This window comes from Cupriavidus sp. LA-1, assembly GCF_055385985.1.
The window spans coordinates 1,601,334-1,626,336 of the sequence record NZ_AP031388.1 but is presented as its reverse complement, the minus strand read 5'-3'; the positions used below and the strand labels follow the sequence as shown (position 1 = coordinate 1,626,336).

The following is a 25,003-nucleotide window of genomic DNA, read 5'->3' as shown; positions in this document are numbered from 1 at the left end:
GTGTCTCAGGCAGCGGCGCCAGCGGGCTGGACCGGGAACGTCCTGGGCAGGCCCGCGCGCCACAGCGTGCCGTGCAGGGTTTCATCGTTGAGCCAGGCCGCCACGTCTTCGCGCAGCGCGAGCAGGCGGCCGATATCGATACCGGTGCCAATGCCCATGCTGCCGAGCATGTAGGCCAGGTCTTCGGTGGTGACATTGCCGCTGGCGCCGGGCGCATGCGGGCAGCCGCCGATGCCGGCCAGGCAGGCGTCGAAGCGCGTCACGCCAACTTCCAGCGCGGCACAGACGTTGGCCAGGCCGAGCCCGCGCGTATCGTGGAAATGGCCGCACCAGAAGCGCTCGCCGGCGATATCGATGGCACGCGCAAAGAGTTCGCGCACCATGCGCGGATCGGCATAGCCAACGGTATCGGCCAGGCTGACGCGGTCGGCACCGGCGTCGAGCAGCGCCTGCATCAGGCGCAGCACTTCTTCGGGATCGACATGGCCCTGCAGCGTGCAGCCAAAGGCGGTGCCGACACCGCCTTCGATCAGCGTCTTCGCACCGCTGGCATCGCGCGCGGCGCGGATGCGCGCCACTTCCGCCACCACCTCGTCCGGCGTCTTGCGCAGGTTGGCCAGGCTGTGCGCATGGCTGGCCGACAGCGGCACGATCATCAGGTCGGCACCGCTGGCCAGCGCATCCTGCGCGCCGCGCAGGTTGGGCACCAGCACCGAGACGAACAGACCCGGCAGCGTGCGCGCGAACGCGACCAGCTGCGCGGTATCCGCCAGCTGCGGCAGCAGGTGCGCCGGCACGAACGAGCCCACCTCCAGCTCACGCAGACCGGCAGCGTACGCGCCGCGGATCCACGCTTCCTTGCTCGCCGTGGGCAGGATGGTGCGGATGCTTTGCAGGCCATCGCGCAATCCGACTTCGCGGATGACTGCGTGGCGGGGAAAGGGAACAGACATGATTCAGCGGCTTCCGGTTGCGCCCCGCCTTGGGGGCGACGGGATAACTCTATGAGTTTCTGTTCGAGAGCTGAAGCGGTGATTTGTGCACGATAACATTCCAAACTGGAATGTCTGCTTGAAGGCTCATGACGCCGCCAAGGATTTCCCGGATGCATGATTGCGGGTAGCAAAACAGGCTTACCATTCCAATCCGGAAATGCAATCCTCTTACGGCGGCCCCAATGCGAGACCTCGACCTCACCACCCTGCGCCTGTTCGTCGCCGTCTGCGAAACCCGCAACATGGCGCGCGCGGGCGAGCAGGAACACATCGTGGCGTCGGCCATCAGCAAGCGGCTGGCGCAACTGGAAGAGACAGTCGGCGCGACGCTGCTGGAGCGCCGCCGCCGCGGCGTAATCCCCACGCCCGCGGGCGAGATGGTGCTGGCGCATGCGCGCGCCATGCTGGCCGCGGCGGACCGCGTCGCGCGCGACATGGCCGACTACGGGACGGGCATCCGCGGGCAGGTGCGGCTGCTGGCCACCGTGTCGTCGATGGCCGAATCGCTGCCGGACGACATCGCCGCCTTCCTGCAGCAGCCGGCCAACCGCGACGTGCGCGTGACCATCGAGGAAAGCCTGAGCAGCGACCTGGTGCGCGCATTGCGCGAGGGCTCGGCGCCGCTGGGCATCTGCTGGGACGCCGCCGACCTGGAAGGCTTCCAGACCCGCCCCTACCGCACCGACCATCTGGCTGCGGTGGTACATGCCTCGCATCCGCTGGCGCAGGGCGCCGACTGCCGGTTCGAGGACACGCTGGACTACGACCATATCGGCATGCCAGCCCAGACCGCGGTGCAGACCATGCTGACGCGCTATGCGGCCATCCTCGGGCGCGCCATCACCTACCGCGCGGTGGTCTCGACCTTCGACGCCGCGTTGCGCTGCGTGCGTGCCAGCCTCGGCATCACCATCATCCCGGCGGAGATCGCCGCGCCGATCGCGTCCGCCTTCGGCCTGCGCGTGATCCCGCTGCGCAACGACTGGGCGCGGCGCCGCTTTGCGATCTGCTTCCGCGACCTGGAACTGCTGTCGCCGGCGGCGCGGCTGCTGGTGGCCTTCCTTGAACAGACCGCGGCGGCGGAAGCGGCGGCCGCCCCTGCGGACACCGCGCCAGTGCGCAAGCCGCGGCGAGGTCGGCAATAGGGCCGGCCCGGCGCGACAGGTCAGCAACCGCTCGGAGCCGCGCACCAGCCGGCGCGGGGCGAGCAAGCTCGACGGCCCTGCCACCGCCGCATTCCGACCCCGCCGGGGTGCCACCTACCGGCGCTGGGGCGGGGCCGCATGCACCGGTGCCTGCGGCTCGCGGACAGCAAGAATCCGGCCAGGCAACACAAAGCCCCGCAGCGCCAGCATCTCCAGCGGACCCTGGCCAATCTCGGTGCGCATCTGGTAGCGGATGGGATAGGTCATGTCCGCTGCAGCAGGCAGCTTCGCGATGCGTACCGTCAGGCTGTCCGGGTCCGTTGCGCCTTGGTCGGGTTTCGACGTCACTGTGTCCGGGACGGCCTGCCACGTCAGCTGATAGGTCGCACTGCTCAGCGGCTCGATATGCGCGCGCTCCAGCATCCGCACGAGTCCCCAACGGCCACCGAATTCATAGCTCTTGTTGACCCCGGCTTTCTCGGTGTGCCATTGCAGACGGGTCCCCAGGTCTTGCGGGGAATTACCCGGCCAGGTCATCGACTGCCAGGTCTCGCACTGGTTGTAGTAGTGCAGCTTCTGCCCGTCGACGGTCAGGAGCGTATCGGTCAGGCCCGGCGTCGGGACAGGCTGGAACTCGAAGCGGTATTCAGGCTGGCCTTGCGCCAGCAAGTGCGCCGCGATGCGCTGCAGGATGTTGACCGCCTTGAGGAAGGCGGGATCGAAGGCCAGTGCCTGGCCGCTGGTAGCAACTGGCACCCATTGATCGCCCTGCAATTCCAGCACCCCGGCCAGTTGCGTGCCAAGGAAGGCGCCGATCAGCCCGCTCTGCGGGCGCAGGAAGCGCGCCAGTTCGGGTAGCGAAGCATCGTCGGTGCTGTCCGCGAACGGATAGCGTCCCGCAAATGCACGGCCCCACGTCATTGCGATGCTCTGCCGCCACGCCTCGTTCAGGCTCGCCTGCGCGGGCTGCAGCACGGTCTGCGTCGCTTGAGCGATCGGGCGCACGAACAGCGTCTCGCCCATGCCAGCCCATTGGCCGCCAAGACTGGCGGCCATCAGCTGCGCGTAGGCTTGCGTGTCGGCCAGCTCCGAGCCCTTTCCCTGGAATAGCGCCTGCGCCATCTGGCGGGCTTGCGCATCGGCATCGGCACTGTTGCTGACCTGCTGCAGGCGCAAGCGCAACGCCGTCGCCCGGTCGAGGAAGCGTTGCAGGCTCAGGTCACCGTTGCCGCCGGGATTGACGGATTGGCTCTGGCCCATCAGGCGCAGTACCGGTCCGAAGGCAGCGCCAAGCGGCCCCGCCGCATCCGGCTTGATCACGCCGGTTTCCGCCGACTTGCCCAGCAGGCTCTGTGCCTTCTCGACCAAGGTGTCGGAAATCGTTTCCTTGCGAGCTCCGGCGCCGCCCTGGTATTCCAGTGCCTTCATCAGCGCAATCACCGGCGACTGGCGCGCATCCGCCATCAGCTTGAGCTGATCGATGGCGCTCGGCAGCGTGGGCGCGGGCTCCCACTGCAAACTGTTCATGAAACCCTGCCAGCGGTCCGCGTAGTCGGCGAAGTACTGTTCGGTCAGGGCCGCCTGCAAGGCCTCGGCGGTGCGACGTGTTGTCGGTTGCGCCTGCGGCTCGCCATCGGCCAGCACCCAGTCGCTGGCAATTTCGCTGCGCTTGGCAGCTGTCTCGATCGCGGGGGCGACATAGCCCTCGTAAGCCTGACGCGTGAACACGGCGGGCACGATGGCGGCGCTGCGCAGCAGTTCTCGCGGATCGGTACCCGCGGACAGCGATGCCAGGCTTTGATCGGGATACTTGCTGCCGCCATGCTCTCCGAACGCGGTGAGGATGCCCTGGTAGACGGTCTCCTCGGCGTTGCGTTGCCCGATGACCGCCAGCAGAGTCTGGCGCGCGCCGGCCACCAGTTCAGGGCGGGGCTGGACGTGCCAGGCCGGGTTGGCCTTCAGATGATTGGCATAGAAGTTGAGCAAGCGTTCGGCAAGGTCCTGCCGGTCCCCTGGCGTGATCCGCGCCTCCGTGGACCAGTGCTGCGCCAGTTGCGGAGCCAGGAACGCTGCATCGGCGCGCTCGGGATTGGAGAGCATCAGGTAGGTCTTGAGCGCCTGGTGGCCACCCAACGCCCAGCGGCTGGTCTGCTCGTCCAGCGAATCGGTCCGCATCTGCGCGAGGTCCGCCAGCGACGCCTCCAGCGCCTCCTGGATCGGCATGACCAGCAACCGGCGACTGGCTTGCGCGTATGGCTTCCACAGGGCGGCCAGCACCTCCGGGTCGCGATTCAACCCGAAGCGGGTCAGCAACGGCGCGTGATACTGCGTTCGGTACTCGAAGCGCTCGATCTGTTGCTGCAGCGCGAGCAGTGCCCTGAGGCGCTCGGCAGGATTGGAGGCCACCTGCATGTCCTGAATCGATTGCCGCACAGCGTGCAGGTCTTGCGTATTGCGCAGGCCGGATACCAGCATGCCGGCGCCCCAAAGAACGACCGATGCCAGCGCAAGTACAGTGAGGACCGTAAGCGGATGTATCCCGATCCGGCGGGCACGATAGCTTGCGGCACGCCCGCCAATCTCTCGCCAGGTCGCGACTAGCGTAGCCGGTTGCAAGCCGGTCTCCTCCGGCGCGTGGATTGCGGCGGCCAGGCTGGCTACTTCGGTCGAAGCATCCTCTGCGGGCACGGGTACCGGCATCGAAGGCGTGGCGAACACCGGAGCGAACATGACGCCAGCCAGCGGTGCACGCCGCCAGGCCGATGCCTGCCATGCCGCCCACCGCTTCACGGCGCCAGCCCGGTGCTCGCCGATGTAGGCCGAGATTCTTGCAATGAAGGGTGAATTTCTGGGTTCGGCGCACCATTGCACGCCAAGCACAGCGGTGCGAGCCTCCAGCGATACCAACAAGTCATGCACGGTGCCGGCCGCGTCGTCACGTGTGCGATGCCTTGTCTCATCCAGGAATGCGCCAATGGCCGTAAATTCCCCCGGGTGCGCGCCCTGCATCTTCACGGCGTGGACGAACATCACCGGCGCAGCCCAGCCCAGTTCACCCTGGATCGCCGCCAGGGCACGCAGCGCCGGTGTTTCCTGTGCATCCGCATTGCTCCCGGATACCACTTGCACCATGGCATCGACCGGACAACGGTGGCGCAGCCTCCGAAGTTGCCTGAGCCATGTGGCCGCCTCGATGCCGGTAGGTGAGGCATGGACGAGAACGGCTTCCTCCAAGCGCCACACACCCGCCTGCTTCAGGCCGGGGGCGAGTTCGTCAATCGACGCCTCATCGCCACAAAGCATCAGCCACGGCATGCGCGAACGCCAGCGCCAGCCCAACACGCTGCGCAACTCATGGCGCAGGTCTTCCAGGCGGGCGTCGCGCCGGGGTCTTCTGCCCGATGGAGCGCGTGCCTCACCCGCATCGCGGGCGAACCACCGCGCCGCGGCCCGATCGGCACCAAGCAGGACGGCGACCAGGTACACAAGGACGGCGAAGACAACCACAAGGGGAATCCACAGCAGCACGGTAATCCTGGCATCGCGCGAAATCAGGCCGAAGAACTCGCCATGGAACCACACAACGAGGGCCGCCAACGCTCCCGTTCCTGCCAGGAGCAGGGGACCACCCCACAGGGATATGGTTCTGGAATGCTTCGAGGTAGCTATCTCGGCCTTCGGATCAGTGCTCGGGTTCGTCATACGGTGATGTCAGGACGTGAAGGACCGCTGCCTGGGTACGGTCAAGGATGAGATGCGAGCCGGCATCGCGGGATTCGATGGCGGCCACAGCGGAAAGCCACGGATCGGCCGCGCCGACATTGCCGATGATGCGATCCACGTGGCGTTGGACTTCCATCTCGTTGAGTTGCTCCACCGATGCCGCATTTAGCACAGTGGGCAGCGCGGTGTCATGCTGGCCGCCCAGGCCGGTCATCCATGCCCGCTGCAACGCCGCGGGTTCGGCTTTCCCCCAACGGATCGCGTTGACAACAAGATCGCCCAACGAGCCAGTTTCGTCTGCATAAGGGCGATGGAGTAAGCCGAGTACCTTCACCGATTCGGGCAACTGAAAACAGCCTGGATTGAGCAATACGGCAACACACCCTTCCGCGCTGTTGACCGGAGGACTGGCATCGTGCCATTCAGCGGCAATCACCAGCAGCGGCCGCCATTCGCGCAGGTCGAGCCACGCGTCGGCAACCATCAGTGCATCGGACGGCGATACTGTCCGGCAGTCGAGATGCGCCAGGCCAATGCGGCCCAGCGCATCCTGCACCTGGCTCAGGCGGATCGTCGCCATTTCGGCCTGAGCCAACACACGCACCGCCGGGGCATGACGAGGGCCATACTGGGACAACACCTGCAGGTGCTCCGCGAGCGGAGCCAACGCATCGACCATTTTCAGGACAATGGTGGAGACCGTCTCGAAGGTTTGCTGCACAGGCTCGTCCAGTTGGTCTCCGGCCGGTGAGTCGCCTTCCAGTGGAAGGACGGACAGCGAATCCTCATTGAACCGGTTATGCGCGCTCAGTCCTCCAGTCGTGCGCGAGGCCCGCTGATCTACCAGAGGCTTTGCCGCATTCAACGCGCTTGAGAGATCCCGGTGTCCCTGAAGTGGCAGGCTATAGCTGACCCCCAGTACCTGCAACGGGCGCTGTGCTTCGCGCACACGCGCGTCGATCCATTCCTGCCTGTGGTCATTCCAATGACGGGCGCGATGCCACTGCACTTCGTATCCGACGCGCACGATGCCTAGCAGGATTAGAAAGACGCCATTCGGTATGCCAGCAATGCGCCACCAGAACTGGGCACCGCGTGCCGGCGCTCCTGCGGGCCACAGCAACAAGGCGATGGCCGCGCCTACAACAACGCACAAGGCCCAGACACCGAGCCACGGCCAGAAGCGCAGACCGTGCGCCGGGTACGGAATCGCCTCACCACCCCGGGACAAATCGATCGGCATATTCAGGCGATATGGACATTGGGGAGCGACGAAATCAGGCGGCAGCCACACGCGCAGCGGTGGAGGTGCATGGCAACCGGTCGACCGTCCTGGTCGGGAAAGCCGTCATGGCCCTCGGCAATCGTCGTCGCACCGTGGCGGGCGCAATGCGCGGCATCACCCTTGCGCGCAAGTGGCCGGTTCATGAATGTCATGGTCGGGGATGCGGTGGTGACTTGGCCGCCGTTTTCGAGGAAGTCACCTAATCTGATCGGAGAGCGCATCCCGGCTTCTCACTTTTTCAAGAAAAGATCCGCGCAAGATTTTGCATCGGCTTTCACCCTTCTATTTCGCTGTATATCCCAAACACCCGGATAGGCCGCATCACTGCAATCAACCACCCCATTTGGTGCAACATATTTTCCATCCACAGAAATGATGGAAGCACCCGCCTCGCCAATACTAGAAAAACCGTACTTCCTTAATCTCGATGGCTCGACCCTTCCTTTGTAGGAACCATTTAATGAAATGAGATTCTTACTTTCACTAAGCCGTGCGACAGTCGCCAAGTATCGAAGCGGAGGTGACGCAATTAAATCCAACGAAACATATATTCCACTTTCAATATTTACATCGGACAAAAAGCCGACTCCAGCGGGGATTAATCCAACATGCACCACCGAGTCTGCACAGCTATATAATTGGCGCCTCTGAACATAGCCTCGCTCCGATACTATTACCGCCGACGTGTCATAGCTCTCAACGGCATAAAGAGGACGCTCGTCAAGCTTGCATTCGTGAGAATTCTTTCCATCTTTCATGATGATAAAATCATCGTGTATCTCGTAGAGATTCTTCGCCGAAACACTTTCCGCTCCCCGGCAAAGTGGTATAACAAGGAGAATAAAAAATATTCTCCAGAAATATGAAAGCATCATCTTCGCTGCGAACAAGGAGCGCTCCTTTCAATCACCGCATCCCTCATCACTACTCCACTTTAGGTGGACGAGAAACACAGACCCTCGCTTCATTACGCTCGAAGTATGTGCTAATCAAACGCCTCCGTTTTTTGTCAATTCTTAGATTAAAAAACTCTTCACCGCATGCCGGTGAATACTCAAGGAATGTCATCTCTCTCTGCGAGTACAGAAATATACGGTGGATAGTGTAAGTACCTTTCCCCTCATCTAGATGCCACACCGAGAAATCTGATTTTCCGTCAAAATTGTAATCTGCTATGTCAACATGAGAGGAAGTTCCAGTGTCGACATCAAGTTCAATAGTCTGCTGACTGCTGCGATTCTTGCTCACAATTCCTATCGCTATCGCGTTGCCACGGATATCAATTGATGCACTCACACCACAAGTCGGATTGAATTCCTTATTGCCCTCCGCGTGCGCATCGTGTACGAGACCAGAGAGATGTATCAGCACAGCAAGAAGAATTAATTTGCGCATAAATCTAAGTCGCGGCCTCCATGTTTGGCGCCACCATGTCCTTTGGTGGTGGTGGCGTTATTCTTTGATGAAATCTTCCACTGACATCATCCAAGAAAAATGCAAGCAGAAACGCCGTATATGCCTGCCTCTCGTAATACCCGTTCCCACCACCATTCACCAAACGATTAACTAGGCCAATATCCTTAGCACTATACTCCGCGTCCGCCACCCTATTAATATTGATACCCAATGAAAATTTTTTCGAAACCCAATAAAAGCCACCAGAATCGCAAGCATAGAAATAGTTTTCAGCAATGATATCGGGATCGTATCTCGGCGCCCATTGCATCAAGACTCCATTCTCGTTTGGGTTTCTCGTATAGTGTCGCGAAACATTCGTAATCCGTGGCGCAGCCGGCGTCAGCCGCTCAGTGTACGTTCCCGTGTGATTTGGGATTGCGGCGAACTCGCCGTAGTCTCGATAATTTCCTGCCCACGTTATTTGCATAATCCCCCTGCCGTAAAATGCGGCGTAGCATTCAGTAGCAGGATTAGCGCTTGAATACTGACCAAACCCCCATTCATGCATCAACCTTCTTGCCCCTCCAAGATCCCGCCAATGGGCCGTTTCCAGCAGCGTTTGGGCAATAAATATTGCGATGCGCTTTTTTTCATACCCCATATATTTACGCATACAGTTATTTAGACTTACTAAGTGTCGCTTTATCCGATTCTGCGCCTCATTACGTGAAATGGTATATATCGGCCCTGAAGTGGTAATTGCCGTCCGACAAGGTCCCGCGGACGTATAGAACATGTGCTTAGGGAAGGTAGATCCAAGTTCCCGTAGATTCAGCCACCCGCACTTTCTGAAATGTCGAATAAATGCAAGCGGATGAAAGAACCAAAACTTCTTCCCACCTCCTAGCGAAGTCTTCTCCAGAAACTGAAACTGCTCCAGGAACTTGATGAAATCCTCATACCCATTAGGATCAAATTCCTTGCGCTTCCCGAAGAAGCCATCCGGATCCTTCAGCCTCTTGTAGCGCGCCTCGTTGCCGCTCGCATCCCACTCGCTTGGCGCATGGCACACGAATCCCCGGAACCTCTCCCGCACCTCTGCGTGGTTCGCTATGTATGACGCCAGTCTGGCTTCCTGCTCATGTGCGGGGCGCATTCTTTCGGCAGGGGTTTCATCGTCCTCGACCACAGCAACGATCTTGCGCAACTCGTCGTAGTCACAGATGCCATCCTCACTGAACGGCGTATTGCCTTCTTCGATCTTCTGCCAGCCCAGAAAGAACGGGAAGTCTGCGTCGGACAGTTTCTGGATTGCCGGCTGGCTGATGTCGATATAGCCCTGCTTGCCATCTTCGAAGGTCACCGCCACCCAGGTCTTTTGGGCCGCTGCCGGCAGTGTTGGGTGGTCGCTCAGGATCCGGCCGAAGCGGAGCAGCTCGTAGCCATCGCTTGGGCATTGCGGATAGAGCACGGTGGCACGCTCGTACATCTTGTACTCGTAGTCGGCGTAGACATCCCGTACCGGCGTGGGAGTCAAGGGCGTGAAGATTCCGTCCTTTTCAACCCAGGAGCGCGTGTAACGTTGCCCCTTGTGGAAATAGGCTTCAACGTAGAGCTTGCTGCCGGCATCCAGCGTGCCCGACTGTAGAGATGGGAAATAGGCTGCTGCTGCGCCGATCGCGACGGGTGGTGTGCTGACCAATGTCTGGCCACCCGGGATCACAAAGTAACTATGACCCCAGTAATCCTTTGACGCTGGCGTAGTGGGATTCTCGTTTCCGAGTTGCACGACATGGCCCGACTGCTCGAACCATGCAGTGAAATCACCCTCGGTCATGAAGATCTCGAAATGCAGGTGCCGATGAGCGTGGCGCACACCTGCGTAGCCCAATATTTCCTTTCGATGGACCTTAAGGTTCTTGGGCACTTGCACGCCGTCGTTCGAACAGGACAACCATTGCGGCAGGGCGGTGGACGTTCCTGTCTCGGGTGGATTGCTCGGCAATGGCCCGAGTGCATCTCGAATGCCGTCAAGATCCCTTAGCTGCATGTACAGCGAATAGAAGGTGATGGCCCGGCCTTCTCCAGTGTCGGTGGTGTGCCTGAGCAGAACAAAGCCGGTGTTCGAGTTCAGTCTGTCGCTGCCGTCGCTATTCTTTTTCCCGTCACCAATGGGCCTCTGGCTGACCCGATAGGCAACGACCTCCCCGTCAGCAATCGCGCGCACGGGCTCGTCTTGAAATGGCGGTGCGAGATGCACGCCACAATGCCAGCGCCGGTCAAACGCAATCGGGTAGACGCCGTGATGGCCCAGTTCGTACTGGTCAACGAAATCCATCATCGGATCGGAGCTGACGGGGTCCTCCGATGTAAGGCCATCGGCCGGCAGGAAGGGAGGGCTGATGATCATGATTCAGTGGGAAGACGGATACTGGTCGCTGCCCTGAAGGTGGCTGTCCGGCAGGTTCGGCAATGCGAAGCTTTGCCCGTCCGGGCCTTCGAATGTGAATGACGCGGCTTTCACCTTGAAGGCTCCGGCGCAATGGAATGTGGCACTGTGCTTGTCGAATACCAGATGAGCCCCGCTGCTGCCTATCACGACCTTCCTGGCGGCGTTGATGACCACGTCTTCGCTCGCGCTTGCGATATGCACCTGCTTGTCGGCAAATAGATCGAGCGCCCCGTTCTGCGCCTGGATTTCCACCTTGCCTTTCGCCGCGAACAGTTTGATGCCCAGCCTCGAAGCAAATAGCGACAGCGCGTCACCGGCGGCGATGGCGATCTTGGCGAGCGCGCTGACGTGGAAGCCGGCCTTCGTGGCGATATTGACGTCCCGTCCCGCAACGACCGATACGCGGTCCGGGGTGGCAAGAGCAATGCCATGAGGTGCGGTGAGCATCATGACGGCCTGCTTCAGCTCATTCACGCTGCTGCGCAGCCATGCGTTCTCGGCCTTCAGGTCAGCGATTTCTGCCTTGGACTGGCTGGCCGCGTTCGCCAGCGCCTGCGCCTGGGAGAGGACCGCGCGCAACTCTTGCATGGCCACAGTCATGTCGAGTTGCTGTCCGTTGGCTCGCTGTTGCGTCCATGAGGTAAGCAGCAAGCCTCGGCCTGCCCGTATGGCACCCTGCGCATCGGTGCGCAGTTCGAAGCCTTCGCCGCGCTTCTCATACTTGCCGTTGACCATATGGCCCAAGGTCAGCTGGCTCTTGCCCGAATGTTCGGTGGACAGACTGACGTGCTCCTGGCCCTTCCAGTCATCCAGCTCAAACTCGTTGTCGCTCTGCGTGCGAATCACGTTGCGCGACAGCCAGCGGTCCTGATTGGTGATCAGGTCCCTATGCTGGCTGTTGTGCTGCACATGGGCGATGTACGGCTTGTTCGGATTACCGTCGCGGAACGCGACGTCCACATAGGTGCCATCGATCAACGGGAAATGGAAGCCCGTTTGCAGCGCCCCGGCAAACGGCTTGGCAAGCGCCAGCGGCACGCTCTCGCCGCCGTTCGGCCATTCATCGAAGTCCAGGTCGAAGCGGACGACGTAACGGCCCTCCTGCGTCAGATAGGCATACTTGTATTGGCCGGGCGAAGTGATGCGCGCACTCAGGGTGCCTTGGATGCGGGGCCATTTGTCCTCCTCCAGCGGCAGCCGGTAGCGCCGGTCGGAGGGTATTGCCTTGTAGTGATTGCGGTAAGCCTGATCACGCCCGCCACCGTGGCTGACCTCGACGACGACCTGGCCGTTGGGGGCGTCCGGAAGTGCTTCGTCCATGCGCAGGATACGCGCGGGGCGCAACTCCAGGACATTGCTCTCGCCCTCAAAGAGACATTGGCTGGCCAGCGCCGCCTCATGGCGCAACTGCGCCTCCCATTTCGCGCCGGCCTCGTCCAGATGGTGAGTACCGAAGACATAGGGCTGGCCATAGGTCGTGCTGTCCTTGCGGGCGACGTTGGCCTCCTGCTTAAGACGCTCCCACGCCAGATCCGGGTTGTAGTCCGCGACGCAGAAGGACTGCGGCACGGTTTTCGCATGAACGCGGATGTCGAATACGGCTTCGACGCCGGCCTCCAGCCCGGCGGTCTCTCGATACGGCACGCGCAGTTCAGGCTGGTAGATGTAGTGATCGATGTCGTCGCCGAATACGATCATCTCGCCGAACTTGCCGGGGATGAAATAGCAGTACAGGCCCTCCTGCCGCATCAGCAGCCGGACATAGTCCCAGTCTGTCGTCTGATACTGAAGGCGGAACTTGTGCTCCGGGTAACGCCGGCGCGTCCTGAAGGCAAACTGATGGCCTTCGAGACCATGCCGGCGCAGGATCGCCTCGATGATCTGCGGAGCGGTCTTCTGCTGGTAGACCCGGCTTGTCTGGGTGAGTTCGAGCCGCGCCACGAGCGGCCTGAGGACGATTTCGTAGGCGATGAAATCACGGCTGCGCCGGATACGCGAAAACTCTGAAATCCAGCCAGCGAATTGGCGCGGTGCGCTGCCGTCGCCCCCATCGATTACGAAGGTGCCGTTCCGGTTGAGGTACTCGGCACGTTCCAGCGCTAGCGGGTGGGTAAGCTGAATTGTGACCCGATAGGGTTCACCCAGCCGCTCGACCGCATTGAATGACACGACCGACAGCCCCGGCGCGCTGGCCGCACCAGGGACGATCAGATGATATGCCTGGCGCCCAGGCAGCCTGGCGCCGTATCCGTTGAATTCGTCGAGAGCGTCCATGTCTTCGCCGTTATAGCCAACGACCGATCATAGAAGTGGCCTTGGCGAAGACTCAATCGGACAATGCTTAAATTGGGGCGAGGAAATGCAACGGCCGGTCTCCGCATGCCGCGGGCGGCTGTGGGTCCCCTCAGTAGACGTCGCGCCGGTAACGGCCCTGGTCGGCAAGCCGACGCAGCGCGTCTTCGCCGAGGATTTCAACGAGGACGTCATGGACGCCGCCGGCCATGCCCTGCAGGCTGCCGCAGACGTAGATGGCCGCGCCGTCCGCCGCCCACTGGCGCACCGTCTCGCCCTGCGCGCGCAGGGCGTCCTGGACGTAGCGCGGCGCGCCGCCGTCGCGCGACCAGGCGTGGTCCACCCGCGTCAGGGTGCCGTCGGCCCGCCAGTCGGCAAGTTCGTCGGCAAAGAAGGCGTCATGCTGCGCCGAGCGCTCGCCGAACAGCAGCCAGTTGCGGCGCCGCCCTGCCGCGGCGCGGGCCTTGAGCTGCGCGCGCAGCCCGGCCAGCCCGGTGCCGTTGCCGACCAGGATCAGGGGCTTGTCATCGGCCGGCGGGTGGAAGCTGCGGTTGGTGCGGATGCGCAGCGCGATGCGCGCGCCCATGGCCGCGTGTTCGGTCAGCCAGCCGGAAGCCAGGCCGAGGCGACCGTCATCGTGGCGGGTCTGCCGCACCAGCAGTTCAAGCTGCCCATCCTGCGGCAGCGAGGCGATCGAATACTCGCGGTGCGGCAGCGGCGACAGCGCATCGACCAGTTGCTGCGGCGGCAGGCCTTGCATCGCGGCAAAGTGCGGTTCGGGCAGCGGCAGGCGCGTGGCCATCGCCTCGGCAAGGGTGGTGTCGTAGCCATCGCAGCGCACGGGCGTGGCGCCATCCAGGCCAAGGCGCGCAAGCAGCCGGCCGACTTCAGCCGGCGCGTGGCACGGGCCGATCTCGGCGATGTCGCCGGCCTGCCAGTCCATTGCCTCGCCGTCCTGCGGCACTATCATCAGGTGGAATGCCGGCGCGCCCTGGCTGCCGGGATTCAGGTGGCGGCGTTGCGCCAGCCGCCAGTTGCCGTAGCGCGGGCGTTCCCAGTCGGCGATCTCGGCACCGCCGCTCAGCGCCGACAGATGGTTCTGCCAGTGACGCAGCGCGCCGGCGTCGCCATTGTCGACTTCGATCAGGTCAAAGAGCGGCAGGGCGCGGTGGCGCTGCAGCCAGCTTTCAAGGGTATGGCCGAAAGCGCAGAAGCGCGCGTAGCTGCTGTCGCCAAGCGCGAGGATGCCGTAGCGCAACTGCTGCAGGCCATCGGCGCCCGCCAGCAGGCGGCGCGCAAAGCCGGACGCGCTGTCGGGGGCGTCGCCCTCGCCGGTGGTGCTGACCACGAACAGTGCCTGGCGACATGCCCGCAGGCGCCGTGCGTCGACATCGGCCAGCGACAGCAGCTGCACCGGCATGCCCGCACCCTGCAACGCGTTGGCGGTCTGCAGCGCCAGTTGTTCGGCAAACCCGGTCTGGCTGGCATAGGCAATCAGCGTCGCGCCGTCCTCCGTGCCAGCCAGTGCCGCCACGCTTGCGCGCCGCTGGCGGTAGTGGGCAACCATCGCGCCGCAGAAGCCCGCATAGGCGGCCACCACGCCGGCCGCCATGGCCAGGCGCGAAGGCCCCAGCACGAACAGCGCAACGCCGCCGGCCACGGCGAGCCAGCTTGCGCCGGTGATGGCGGACGGCATGGACTTCGCGCTCATGCCAGCATCGCGGCAAAGGCCGGGGAAAGCTGTTCGTCGAAACCGCCCGGCGTGCGCACCAGGAAGCGCGCGGCGATGCCGTGGCGGCGTGCGTGCGTCATGCCGGCTTCGGGGCCCAGCACGGTCAGCGCGGTAGAGAGCGCATCGGCCAGCATGCACTGCGCATGGATGACCGTGACCGAGGCCAGCGCGTGGCTGGCCGGATAACCCGTGCGCGGATCGATGGTGTGGGCGTAGCGGCGGCCGTCACTGTCGAAATAGCGGCGGTAGTCGCCGGAGGTGGCGACGGACAGGCCGTGCAGCGCCACCAGCGTCTGCCCCGCGGCATCGCTGTCCAGCCCCGGGGGCGCTTCCAGCGCGACCCACCATGGCATGCCGTCGGGCTTGACGCCATGGCCACGCAGTTCGCCGCCGATCTCGGTCAGGTGGTGGTCCAGGCCCTGTTGGCACAGGTAGCGCGCCACCGCGTCGACGGCAAAGCCTTTGGCGATGGCGCATAAGTCCAGCGACAAGCCGCCCGACTGCCAGGCGCGCCGGCCCGCGGCATCGACTTCGATGCGGGCCCAGCCGCAGCGGCCGCGCGTGGCCTGTACCACGTCGGGCGACGGCGGCGCGCTGCGCGCCGGGGCGGGACCGAAGCCCCACAGGTCGACCAGCGCACCGGCGCTCGGGTCGTAGGCGCCGCCGCTGTCGCGCGCCACTTGCAGCGCGCATTGCAGCACCGCGAAGCAGTCTTCAGGCAGCGTGTGCCAGCTGCCCGGCGCCGCGCGGTTGAAGCGGCTGAGGTCCGAATCCGCTTCCCAGGTGCTCATCTGCGCGACCACGCCATCGAGCACGGCCAGGATGCCGGCGGCGATGGTGTCGGCATCCGCGGCCGGCGGCAGCAGCGCCGCCACCGACCAGGTCGTGCCCATGGTCGCGCCACCCCAGCGCTGCAGCCACATATCGGCGGCCGGCGGCTGCGGGGGTGCGGTCAGCGCAACGGGTACCAGGACGCGGTTCAAACCCGGCAACCGGCTTATTGCGGCAGCACTTCCACCGTCACCGCATAGACGGCGCGGCGCGACCTGGCCTGCCTGAAGGTGGTTTTGTCGTCCTTCACCTCGGCTTCCATCCAGTACATGCCTGGGGCCGGCCACTTGACGCTGAACTTGCCGTCGGCGTCGGTGGTGGCGCTGAACTCCTGTAGCTGGTCGCGGTAGCGGATGCCGCCCGGCACCACCGAGACCTTCAGGTTGCCGGCGGGCTTGCCGTCGAGCAGCAGGCGGAAGCTGGCGGTGTCGCCCGCGACCAGGTCGTTGGGGTGCGTGATCGGGGCCAGCTCCAGGCCGCGGCCGGCGGTGCGCAGGCCCTTGTCGCTGGGCTTGCCGGCGGTGACGAAGGATTCGATGCGGCCTTCGGCCTGCGTGACCTGCAGGTCCTGCGCATTGGCCGGGACTTCGCTGGCGAAGTTCTCGGCAGTGCCGCGCCAGCGCCTGGTCTGGCCGTCGACCTTGTAGCTGGCGAAAAGACCATTGTTGACCACCGCCACGCGGTACGTGCCCGGCTGGGTCAGGTGCAGGTCGAAGGTGCTGCGGTACTTGCCGGTGGCCGCGTTCTCGGCCTTGACGGCGCTGCCGTCGGGCGCGGTCACCTGCAGGTTGTCGAGCCGCATCGGCACATGCTCGAAGTAGAACAGGTCGTTGGAGACAGCGGCGTCCACGGTCACCCAGGGATCGCTGCCGGACAGCACGGTGGCCGACGGCAGCAGCCACTGGCGGTGTGCATGCGCGGCCAGCGGCGCCAGGGCGGCCAGGGCGAGCACGGCGACGCGGGTGGCCATGCGGGAAGAGGCGGCGGACATCAGGGAGGGTTTCATCGTCTGGCTCCGGAAAGGTTACGGCTTCAGTTCGACGGTCACGCCGCCGAGTTCGTGTTCGCCCCTGGCGCGGGCGGTCTGTGCGGCTTGCGGCGGCCACGTGAACGGCACACGCAGCAGCTCGCGCCCGCCCACTTCACGCGCGGCCTCCACCACCAGCTGGTAGTTGCCCGCGGGCAGCTTGCCCAGCGGCGCCTTGCCGTCGCTGAAGCTCACGCTGTGCTCGCCCGGCGCGCGCGTGGCGCCGGAGATGCCGTCGGCCGGCATGTGCAGGCCACCACTGGCGCATGTCCTTGAGCCACCTGGTGCCCTCGCCGTCCTTGTGCTTGCCGTCGTACCAGACGGCCAGGGTCTGCACCGGGCTCTGGTCGGCGCGCTCGACCCACATCGCCACATAGGGGCGGTGGTACTCGGCCACGGTCAGGCGCGGGATTTCGACCTTGACGTTCAGGTCCGCGCCCAGCGCGGGCCCGGCCAGGGGAACCGCGGCCATGCCGGTCAGGGTGACGGAGAGCAGTCGGCGCATATCGGGAAAACCTTGTCAGTGAGATGCAGGGGAGAAAAACGGTCGGAACGGTTGGCTCAGTGGATAAACAGGATCGCCAGTAGCACCGGCACCACCAGCCCAAGCCCCACCAGCGGCCACGTCGCCACGCGCCCGGCCGCATGCAGCTTGAGCAGGAACAGGCCGGTCACGCTGAAGATCAGGCATGCCAGCGCGAACACATCCAGGAACAGGCTCCACGCGTGGCCCGTATTGCGACCCTTGTGCAGGTCGTTCAGGTAAGAGATGGCGCCGCGCGTGGTCTTCTCGTACTGGGCTTCGCCGCTGTCGAGCCCGATGCTGATCCAGGCGTCGCCGCCCGGGCGCGGCAGCGCCACGTAGATCTCGTCGGCGGACCATTCGGCCTCGCGCCCGCGGGCGTCGATGTCCAGCGCCTGCGCCAGCCAGTCGGCCAGCGCCGCCGGCACCGGCGCCTTCTTCTCGCGCGCCCGGGCATCGCCGGCCGGCGCCTCGGCCCGCACCTGGTCGAGCACACGCGTGGGCATGGTGGCGCGGCGCGTCTCGACAGCGAGCCTGGCCTCGATCTGCGCGGCGTGGTTGAGCGTGAAGCCGGTGACGGCGAACAGCAGCATCCCGATCAGGCAGATCGCGGCGCTGATCCAGTGCCACTGATGGAGATGCTTGAGCCAGAAGGCACGGCGCTGCTGGCCGGAGGCCGGCTGGGTTTCGGTCATTGCGGTTGGTTGGTGAGCCGCCCCGAGCGGAGGGCTGCCCCTGGAGTCCTGGTTGCAGAAGCGCGGTCTCGGACACTTCAACGGACCGAGGTTGTGCCATTGCCTGCACAATAGCAATTGCAAAAGCGAAGGATAATCGTTCGCATTTGAATGTGCAAATGCCCCGCTTCCGGCGCGGGTTACAGTGCATTACAAGTCTGAAGGCGGCAGCGGGCGTTGAGACTAACGCCAAGTCCGGCGGCCTGCGCCCAGGCCTGTGTGCAAGGCAGCACAATTTTTCTATCGCTCATGAGTGAGCGATAAACGGGTTTTTGCGCTTACGTGTGAGCGCTAATCGGCATCAGCGGTTGACGCCGGTTCGTTCAGGCAAGCAGGCCAGCCACCCACCCCGCCACGCCGCTGGCCACTACCACCAGCCACGGCGGCAGCTTCCACACCATCAGCGCCACCAGCGCCAGGGCCGCCAGCACGATATCCAGCGGGCCGTGCACCGCACTGGTCCACACGGGACTCCACAGCGCCGCCAGCAGCAGCCCGACCACGCCGGCGTTGACGCCCGCCAGCGCCGCCTGCGCGCGCCGGTTGCGGCGCAGGCTTTCCCAGAACGGCAGCGTACCGACCACCAGCAGCGCGCCGGGCAGGAAGATCGCCAGCGTGCACAGCAGCCCGCCGCCCGGCCCGTTGGGCGGCATCTGCATGGATGCTCCCAGGAACGCCGCGAAAGTGAACAACGGTCCGGGCATGGCCTGGGCCGCGCCGTAGCCGGCCAGGAAGGTTTCCTTGCCGACCCAGCCGGGCGCCACCACGGCGGCATCCAGCAACGGCAGCACCACGTGCCCGCCGCCGAAGACCAGCGCCCCGGCACGGTAGAAGGCATCAAACGCGCGCAGGGCAGGATCGGCTGCCAGTTGCGCCAGCAACGGCAGGCCGGCCAGCAGCGCGGCAAACAGCACCAGGGCCAGCACGCCGGCGCGGTGGGTGACCGGCAGGCCCAGCGGTTCATGGGCGCCGGCCAGGGCCGGCCGCACCAGTGCGATGCCGGCGACCGCGGCGGCGGCCATCACGGCCACCTGTATCCACGGACCCGGCAGCGCCAGCGCAGTGCCGGCGGCGATCAGCGTGATGGCGATGCGCGCAGGGCCAAGGCACAGGCTGCGCGCCATGCCCCAGACCGCCTGCGCCACCACCGCCACGGCCACCAGCTTCAGTCCGTGCAGCACGCCCGGCGCCGCAGCCATGCCGTAGTGCGTCACGCCGAGCGCAAACAGGATCATAACCAGCGCCGATGGCAGCGTGAAGCCAACCCAGGCCGCCAGCGCGCCGGCATAGCCGGCGCGCGCCAGCCCCAGCGCAATGCCGGTCTGGCTGCTGGCCGGGCCGGGCAGGCACTGGCACAGCGCCACCACGTCGGCATAGGCGGCCTCGCCCATCCAGCGGCGGCGGCGCACCAGTTCCTCGCGGAAATACGCCAGGTGGGCAACCGGCCCGCCAAAGGACGTCAGCCCCAGCCGCAGGAAAACCAGGAAGACGGCAAACGGCCCGTCGTGGCTGCGGCTGTTTTCGGACTGGCTGGGCAAGGTGGCCATATCGGGTGCGGAAGCGGTTGGATTGCGTCATCGGGCAGGCGCCGATTCTGCCGGATTTATGCGCGCGTGGCGGCATCCGGGGGCGACGGCACCGCCCGAACCGGCCGGATCAGGCCAGAAAGAGATGCTTGAAGCACAGCCACGGCGACGCGATGAAACCGATCCACCCTCCCGCACCCGTGGCCGGAATTACCCCAATCAAGTTACCCACCGCCCGCGCCGTTATGTCGCAGACCCTCACGCATGCGCCACCACAAGGCGCAGCGGCAAGTGTCACCGATGAGAAATGCGCAGAGCGCGGAATATGGAGGAGTGCAAGCAATGCTGGACAACCTGAGCCTGAAGAAGAAACTGCTGTTACCGCTGGTGCTGAGCTGGGTCTGCCTGCTCGGCATCACGCTGTGGAACGCGTGGGAGGTCCGCACGCTGCGCATGGATGAGCGGCGCCTGGACCTGGTCCATGTCACCGACGCCGCATACTCGGTGGTGGCCGAGTACGAGGCGCTGGCCAGGGCCGGCAAGCTGACGCAGGACGAGGCCAGGCAGCAGGCCATCGAGCGCGTGCGCGCGATGCGCTACGGCAGCGATGGTTATTTCACGCTGATGCGCTCGGACACCGTGGTGCTGATGCACCCGTTCAAGCCGGAGATGAACGGCAAGGCCATGGAAGGCAGCAAGGACCCCAACGGCATCTACCTGTTCCGCGAGATCGCCGCGATCGGCAAGGGAGCCGGCAAGGGCTTTATCGAATACCTGTGGCCAAAGCCCGGCGCCGAGACGCCGCAGCCCAAGCTGAGCTACGTGGCCAACTTCCGCCCGTGGGACTGGAACTTCATCGCGGGCCTGTACCTGGACGACATCGAGGCCGCGTTCCGCACCGAACTGATGAAGGCGTTCGGCATCCTGCTGGCGGTCGGGGTACTGATGTCGCTGGTAATGGTGCGCGTGGCCGCCAGCCTGCAGCGCCAGCTGGGCGGCGAGCCCGCCACCACGGCGCACATTGCCGGGCGCATTGCCGAAGGCGACCTGGGCAGCCGTGTCGAGGTGCGCCCCGGCGACGAGCACAGCGTTCTCTATGCGGTGCATCGCATGCAATCGCGGCTGACCGGGGCGATCGGCAGCATCCGCGGCTCGGCCGATTCGATCGCGGGCGCGGCCAAGCAGATCGCCGCGGGCAACGCCGACCTGTCGCGCCGCAGCGAGGAGCAGGCCGCGTCGCTGGAGGAGACCGCCGCCAGCATGGAGCAGCTCACCAGCACCGTGCGCCAGAGCGCCGAGAACGCGCGCCAGGCCAGCCACCTGGCCGAAGGCGCCTCGGACATCGCCGTGCGCGGCGGCGCCATTGTCAGCCAGGTGGTGGACACCATGGGCGAGATCAAGAACGCCTCGGGCAAGGTGGTCGACATCATCGGCGTGATCGAGGGCATTGCCTTCCAGACCAACATCCTGGCGCTCAACGCGGCGGTGGAAGCGGCGCGTGCCGGCGACCAGGGCCGCGGCTTCGCGGTGGTGGCCGGCGAGGTGCGCACGCTGGCGCAGCGCAGCGCCACCGCGGCCAGGGAGATCAAGGCCCTGATCGGCAACTCGGCGCAACGCGTGGAGGACGGCGCGGTGCTGGTCGAGAGCGCCGGCAAGGCGATGGGCGAGATCGTGGACGCGGTCAGGCGCGTGACCGACCTGATGGGCGAGATGCGCGCGGCGACCGAGGAGCAGACCGGCGGCATCGAGCAGGTCAACCAGGCGGTGTCGCAGATGGACCAGATGGCGCAGCAGAACGCCGCGCTGGTGGAAGAGGCCGCGGCTGCCGCCGCATCGCTGGAAGACCAGGCCGAGGCACTGCACCGCGCCGTCGGCCAGTTCCGGCTGGCGCAGGCCTGACGGACGGGGCCTTTGCGTGTCACAGGCGCGTCATGCGGCTGCAGTGCCTAGGGGATGGATCGCGCCGGTGGTCGGCGCGATCGTGCTCCTGGCGATCTACGGCATGGTTCGCCGCAACGGCTGACCGGCGGGGCGCACGCCAGCGGCGTCCTGCGCGTCGGCCAGCGCCGGCGTGTCCGGCGCGCGCGCGGGGCCGGCAGGGCTGGCCGGCGCGGGCGACACCCTGGGCACAGCCTGAGCCTGAGCCTGAGCCTGGGCCTGCGGCGCGCCGGGCACGGACTCAGTCATCGTCGGCGTGCGCGGGGCGCGCAGCCCCGGCGAGGTATCGCGGCAACGCAGCAGCGCGCGGTCGCCGCCTGGCGCCATTGCCGAAATCTGCGGCGCGATCGCGCGCAGCACCCTGACCGCCAGCGCGCTGGTATAGCTGTAGCGCGCCGCGTAAGGTTCCCTGGCATTGACCACCACCGTGCCGAAGAAGTGGTCACCGAGCGTAAACACGAAGGTCGCGGAGCGGTTGACCGAGCGCGATGCAATCAGCCGCCCGCCCGGCCCGTAGACCTGGAAGCGCTGGTCGCCGGTGCCGGTCTTGCCCGCCACCGTCAGCGTGGCGCCATGGCGGCCCGGCATGGTGAAGGCACCCTGGATCGACTTGGCGGTGCCCCCTTCCACCACATCGAGCATCGAGCGCCGCACCACCATGGTCAGCTCTTCCGACAGCAGGCGCTTGCCCGGCGCCGGCTGCAGCACGTAGCGCGTGGCGTAGGGCGTGCCATCGGCAAAGGCGAGGCTGTACACCGCGGCGTTCTGCGAGGCCATCCCGCCTGACAGCAGGATGCCCGCCAGTTCCGCCAGCGCCGCCGGGCGGTCGCCCGAGGCGCCGATGGCGCTGGCATAGGACGGCGTCAGCGAGTCGAACGGATAGCCCAGCCGCTGCCAGCGCCGGGCAATGCGCGCGAAGGCGTCCTGCTCCAGCAGCGTGCGGATGCGGTTGTCCTGGCCCGCCTTGCTGTGCGTCTTGAACAGCCACTTGTACACTTCCTGGCGCTCGGCGGTGCTGGCGCGCAGGATCTCCGACAACGTGGCGCCAGGGTGCTGGTCCAGGTACTCCACCATCCACAGTTCCAGCGGATGCACCCGCGACAGATAGCCGCGGTCGTTCAGGTTGAACTTGTCCTTGCCGTACTTGCGGTACAGCGCCGGCAGGTCTTCCTTGGCCAGCTGCTTGTCACCCAGGCGCGCGCGCATGATGCGGACATAGCTTTCCTCATCCAGGTCCGGCCGCGCGCTCAGCAGCGTCACCGACATGCGCACCGCGTTCAGGTGCGGCAGGGTCATGCGCACCCGGCCGAGCAGCGTGTCCAGGCGCTGCGCCGAATCCTTGCCCCGGTAGCGCTGGTAGAAGCCGGTCATGTAGGCGCTGCCTTCCTGGTCGGCGAAACGCTCCAGGTACTCGCGCCGGCCGGGCGCGTTGCGGTCCTCGAACAGGTCGCCCATGTCAGGCTTGGCATGGAACATCTCGTAGCGCACGATGTCGCGCATCATGCGGATGAACACCAGGTTGACCGAGTGCTGGAAGCCCATGCGCACGGTCATGATGCGTTCACCCTCCCAGCGCTCGAAATTGCTGAAGCTCTGCAGGCCGCCGCCGGTGTAGAAGCCTTCGCCGGCACTGCCGGAGTACTTGCGCTCCATGGCGGCCTCGAGCATCGGCATCAGTTCGCGCTCTTCCGGCCCGCGCGTCTTCATCAGGTAGTCCACCGCCCAGCGGCTGAGCGCATCCTGGCGCGCCAGGTGCACCTGAGCCAGCTCGGCGCGGCTCATGCCGGCGTAGCGCGCGTGCAGTTCGCTGATGATCTCCAGGTAGGACACCAGCGTGCGCAGCTTGGCCGTGGAGCCCAGGTTCAGGCGCGCGCCGCTGTTGATATCGAAGGGCTGGTCGATATTGTCGGCCTGCACGCGCACCACGCTGGCGTTGCCCACGCGCTCGTACAGCGTGAAGCTGGTCATCAGCTTGGACGGGTCGTCGTTGTCGCGCAGCAGGTTGTGGCCGTACAGGCCCATGGCGCGCGCGTCGTCCTTGTTGTTCACGCGCTGCAGCGTCTCGGTGATGAGGCGCTGCGCTTCGCGGTTGATGGTGCTGTCCACGGTCAGGTCGAGCCGGTCCATGTCGTAGCGGCTCTGCACCCCGGTCAGCCGGCTGATATCGGTGCGCACACGGTTGACGGCCTTGCGCGTGACAAACGGCTCCTGCGGCGGGTGCTGCGGCGGCGCGGCCTTGTCCAGCGGCTGCGCCAGCGCGGCGTCGCGCAGCTCGGGCGTAATGATGCCGTTGGCCGCCAGCAGGCGCAGGTAGCTGCCGGTCAGCGCATCCAGGTTGGTGTCGTCGCGGCGCAGGTGGTAGGACGGGCGGCGCTGCGAGATGACCAGCGACAGCGCGCGCTTGAAGGCTTGCGCCTGGCGCGGTTCCGGGGCGCGCGGGTCCATTTCCTTCAGCAGCCGGTTGACCTCGCCGAAATCCTCGCCGTACCAGACCCACAGCGCGTCGCCGATGCCGTTGATCTCGCCAAAGCCCTCGCGCGCCGACAGTGGCACGGTGTTCAGGTAGTCCACCACGATGCGCTCGCGCGCGCGCTGGGTGTCGGGCCCGTCCAGGTAGGCGCGCAGCGACGCCGATGCCATCTGCCGGAATTTTTCCGGGATCGACGCCGTGCGCCCTTCGGGCGAGTGCCGGTATTTCTCGATCTGCGTGGCCAGCGTGCTGCCGCCGGGCGCGTCATGCGACTTGTCGGCCAGCCGGATCACCTGGTCCAGCACCGCGCGCGACAGCCGGCGCCAGTCCAGCGCCGGGTTCATATTGGGGTATTCGGGGTTCAGCAGGCCCTGGTTCTCGACATACAGCAAGGCGCTCACCAGCAGCGGCGGCACCGCGCCGAAGTCGGGGTACTGGCGCTGCGGATAGCGCTCGAACGCCAGCGTCAGGCCATTGCAGTCGCGCAGCAGCAGGCCTGCCTGGTTCTTTTCGCGATAGGGCGTGAACAGGCCTTCGTCGATCATCCGCACCATGTCGGGCGACATGCGCGCCTGCTCGGCGGGCACGTAGCCGCGCTGCTCCAGCCGCTGCGCGAAGCGCGGCAGCTGGCCGTAGCCCATGCGGGCGTCGTAGGGTCCGGAATGCGGGAAACGGATGCTGTCGCTGGCCCCCGGCTGGATCTCGAACGTCAGCCGCTGCCCCAGGCTGCCGATCAGCCGTGCCTGCAAGTGCGAGTTGCGCACTTCGCCTGCAACCAAGCTATACACGACATAGGCGCCCCCACCAAGGGCGACCGCCAAGCCAGCGAAGATCCAGCCACGACGCGACACGTTTGGGCTTCCCTTGTTGGGCCGACGCAGCGCACAAAGGCCTTCGTGCACCGGCTCGAAGCGCAATGTTCTCGCGGCGCG

16 protein-coding genes and 1 pseudogene are annotated in these 25,003 nt (G+C 65.3%); 2 read left to right on the top strand and 15 right to left on the bottom strand.

Annotated elements, in window-relative coordinates; all coding sequences use genetic code 11:
• Positions 1 to 5: 5 nt before the first annotated feature.
• Positions 6 to 953 carry a hydroxymethylglutaryl-CoA lyase gene (locus tag ACZ5MJ_RS26560; RefSeq protein ID WP_464223897.1) on the bottom strand — a complete coding sequence of 316 codons (948 nt, stop codon included), beginning with the start codon at positions 951 to 953 and terminating at the stop codon, positions 6 to 8.
• A 224-nt stretch (positions 954 to 1,177) separates the two neighbouring features.
• On the opposite strand from ACZ5MJ_RS26560, the gene ACZ5MJ_RS26555 reads away from it, so the two are divergent.
• The gene (locus tag ACZ5MJ_RS26555) at positions 1,178 to 2,140 is read left to right on the top strand and encodes a LysR family transcriptional regulator (RefSeq protein ID WP_464223896.1); all 963 of its coding nucleotides are present in this window, start codon (positions 1,178 to 1,180) and stop codon (positions 2,138 to 2,140) included.
• A 114-nt stretch (positions 2,141 to 2,254) separates the two neighbouring features.
• Here the strand turns inward: ACZ5MJ_RS26555 and ACZ5MJ_RS26550 are convergent, their stop codons facing one another.
• The 13 genes and pseudogenes from ACZ5MJ_RS26550 to chrA form a co-directional block, all read right to left on the bottom strand.
• Complete coding sequence (locus ACZ5MJ_RS26550; protein WP_464223895.1) at positions 2,255 to 5,842, bottom strand: ImcF-related family protein; 3,588 nt, start codon at positions 5,840 to 5,842, stop codon at positions 2,255 to 2,257.
• Positions 5,823 to 7,106: a hypothetical protein gene (locus tag ACZ5MJ_RS26545; RefSeq protein WP_464223893.1), complete on the bottom strand. Its 1,284-nt coding sequence runs from the start codon at positions 7,104 to 7,106 to the stop codon at positions 5,823 to 5,825. Before ACZ5MJ_RS26545 ends, ACZ5MJ_RS26550 begins: the two co-directional genes overlap by 20 nt.
• 2 nt (positions 7,107 to 7,108) lie before the next feature.
• Positions 7,109 to 7,369: a PAAR domain-containing protein gene (locus tag ACZ5MJ_RS26540; RefSeq protein WP_464223892.1), complete on the bottom strand. Its 261-nt coding sequence runs from the start codon at positions 7,367 to 7,369 to the stop codon at positions 7,109 to 7,111.
• Between the two features lie 9 nt (positions 7,370 to 7,378).
• Positions 7,379 to 8,038 (bottom strand): hypothetical protein, encoded by a 660-nt coding sequence (locus tag ACZ5MJ_RS26535; protein ID WP_464223891.1) that lies wholly within the window; start codon positions 8,036 to 8,038, stop codon positions 7,379 to 7,381.
• A 34-nt stretch (positions 8,039 to 8,072) separates the two neighbouring features.
• The gene (locus ACZ5MJ_RS26530; RefSeq protein WP_464223890.1) at positions 8,073 to 8,543 is read right to left on the bottom strand and encodes an XAC2610-related protein; all 471 of its coding nucleotides are present in this window, start codon (positions 8,541 to 8,543) and stop codon (positions 8,073 to 8,075) included.
• 4 nt (positions 8,544 to 8,547) lie between these two features.
• Positions 8,548 to 10,956 carry a hypothetical protein gene (locus ACZ5MJ_RS26525; RefSeq protein WP_464223889.1) on the bottom strand — a complete coding sequence of 803 codons (2,409 nt, stop codon included), beginning with the start codon at positions 10,954 to 10,956 and terminating at the stop codon, positions 8,548 to 8,550.
• Between the two features lie 3 nt (positions 10,957 to 10,959).
• Positions 10,960 to 13,272, bottom strand: coding sequence for a type VI secretion system Vgr family protein (locus ACZ5MJ_RS26520; RefSeq protein WP_464223888.1), 2,313 nt, complete (start codon positions 13,270 to 13,272; stop codon positions 10,960 to 10,962).
• A 130-nt stretch (positions 13,273 to 13,402) separates the two neighbouring features.
• Positions 13,403 to 14,986 (bottom strand): sulfite reductase subunit alpha, encoded by a 1,584-nt coding sequence (locus ACZ5MJ_RS26515; RefSeq protein WP_464226617.1) that lies wholly within the window; start codon positions 14,984 to 14,986, stop codon positions 13,403 to 13,405.
• Positions 14,987 to 14,997: 11 nt separating this feature from the next.
• Positions 14,998 to 16,005, bottom strand: a complete 1,008-nt coding sequence (locus ACZ5MJ_RS26510) for an FAD:protein FMN transferase (protein ID WP_464223887.1) — start codon at positions 16,003 to 16,005, stop codon at positions 14,998 to 15,000.
• Positions 16,006 to 16,019: 14 nt separating this feature from the next.
• On the bottom strand, positions 16,020 to 16,859 hold the full coding sequence (locus ACZ5MJ_RS26505) for a DUF4198 domain-containing protein (protein WP_464223886.1): 840 nt from the start codon (positions 16,857 to 16,859) through the stop codon (positions 16,020 to 16,022).
• 18 nt (positions 16,860 to 16,877) lie between these two features.
• A pseudogene (locus ACZ5MJ_RS26500) lies at positions 16,878 to 17,385 on the bottom strand (DUF2271 domain-containing protein).
• Positions 17,386 to 17,441: 56 nt separating this feature from the next.
• Positions 17,442 to 18,098, bottom strand: a complete 657-nt coding sequence (locus ACZ5MJ_RS26495; RefSeq protein ID WP_464223885.1) for a PepSY-associated TM helix domain-containing protein — start codon at positions 18,096 to 18,098, stop codon at positions 17,442 to 17,444.
• A 362-nt stretch (positions 18,099 to 18,460) separates the two neighbouring features.
• Entirely contained in the window at positions 18,461 to 19,684 is a 1,224-nt protein-coding gene (chrA, locus tag ACZ5MJ_RS26490) for a chromate efflux transporter (protein WP_464223884.1), read from the bottom strand.
• A 321-nt stretch (positions 19,685 to 20,005) separates the two neighbouring features.
• Here chrA and ACZ5MJ_RS26485 point away from each other — a divergent pair, with 321 nt between their 5' ends.
• Positions 20,006 to 21,562, top strand: a complete 1,557-nt coding sequence (locus ACZ5MJ_RS26485; protein ID WP_464223883.1) for a methyl-accepting chemotaxis protein — start codon at positions 20,006 to 20,008, stop codon at positions 21,560 to 21,562.
• A 96-nt stretch (positions 21,563 to 21,658) separates the two neighbouring features.
• Here the strand turns inward: ACZ5MJ_RS26485 and ACZ5MJ_RS26480 are convergent, their stop codons facing one another.
• Positions 21,659 to 24,922 carry a transglycosylase domain-containing protein gene (locus ACZ5MJ_RS26480; protein WP_464223882.1) on the bottom strand — a complete coding sequence of 1,088 codons (3,264 nt, stop codon included), beginning with the start codon at positions 24,920 to 24,922 and terminating at the stop codon, positions 21,659 to 21,661.
• Positions 24,923 to 25,003 lie beyond the last annotated feature (81 nt).

Coding starts and splice junctions, on each gene's coding strand:
- ACZ5MJ_RS26515 (WP_464226617.1), bottom strand. CDS start 14,986: ATGCCGTCCGCCATCACCGGCGCAAGCTGGCTCGCCGTGGCCGGCGGC.
- ACZ5MJ_RS26485 (WP_464223883.1), top strand. CDS start 20,006: ATGCTGGACAACCTGAGCCTGAAGAAGAAACTGCTGTTACCGCTGGTG.
- ACZ5MJ_RS26540 (WP_464223892.1), bottom strand. CDS start 7,369: ATGCGCTCTCCGATCAGATTAGGTGACTTCCTCGAAAACGGCGGCCAA.
- ACZ5MJ_RS26530 (WP_464223890.1), bottom strand. CDS start 8,543: ATGCGCAAATTAATTCTTCTTGCTGTGCTGATACATCTCTCTGGTCTC.
- ACZ5MJ_RS26550 (WP_464223895.1), bottom strand. CDS start 5,842: ATGACGAACCCGAGCACTGATCCGAAGGCCGAGATAGCTACCTCGAAG.
- ACZ5MJ_RS26560 (WP_464223897.1), bottom strand. CDS start 953: ATGTCTGTTCCCTTTCCCCGCCACGCAGTCATCCGCGAAGTCGGATTG.
- ACZ5MJ_RS26555 (WP_464223896.1), top strand. CDS start 1,178: ATGCGAGACCTCGACCTCACCACCCTGCGCCTGTTCGTCGCCGTCTGC.
- ACZ5MJ_RS26505 (WP_464223886.1), bottom strand. CDS start 16,859: ATGAAACCCTCCCTGATGTCCGCCGCCTCTTCCCGCATGGCCACCCGC.
- ACZ5MJ_RS26545 (WP_464223893.1), bottom strand. CDS start 7,106: ATGCCGATCGATTTGTCCCGGGGTGGTGAGGCGATTCCGTACCCGGCG.
- ACZ5MJ_RS26495 (WP_464223885.1), bottom strand. CDS start 18,098: ATGACCGAAACCCAGCCGGCCTCCGGCCAGCAGCGCCGTGCCTTCTGG.
- ACZ5MJ_RS26520 (WP_464223888.1), bottom strand. CDS start 13,272: ATGGACGCTCTCGACGAATTCAACGGATACGGCGCCAGGCTGCCTGGG.
- chrA (WP_464223884.1), bottom strand. CDS start 19,684: ATGGCCACCTTGCCCAGCCAGTCCGAAAACAGCCGCAGCCACGACGGG.
- ACZ5MJ_RS26525 (WP_464223889.1), bottom strand. CDS start 10,956: ATGATCATCAGCCCTCCCTTCCTGCCGGCCGATGGCCTTACATCGGAG.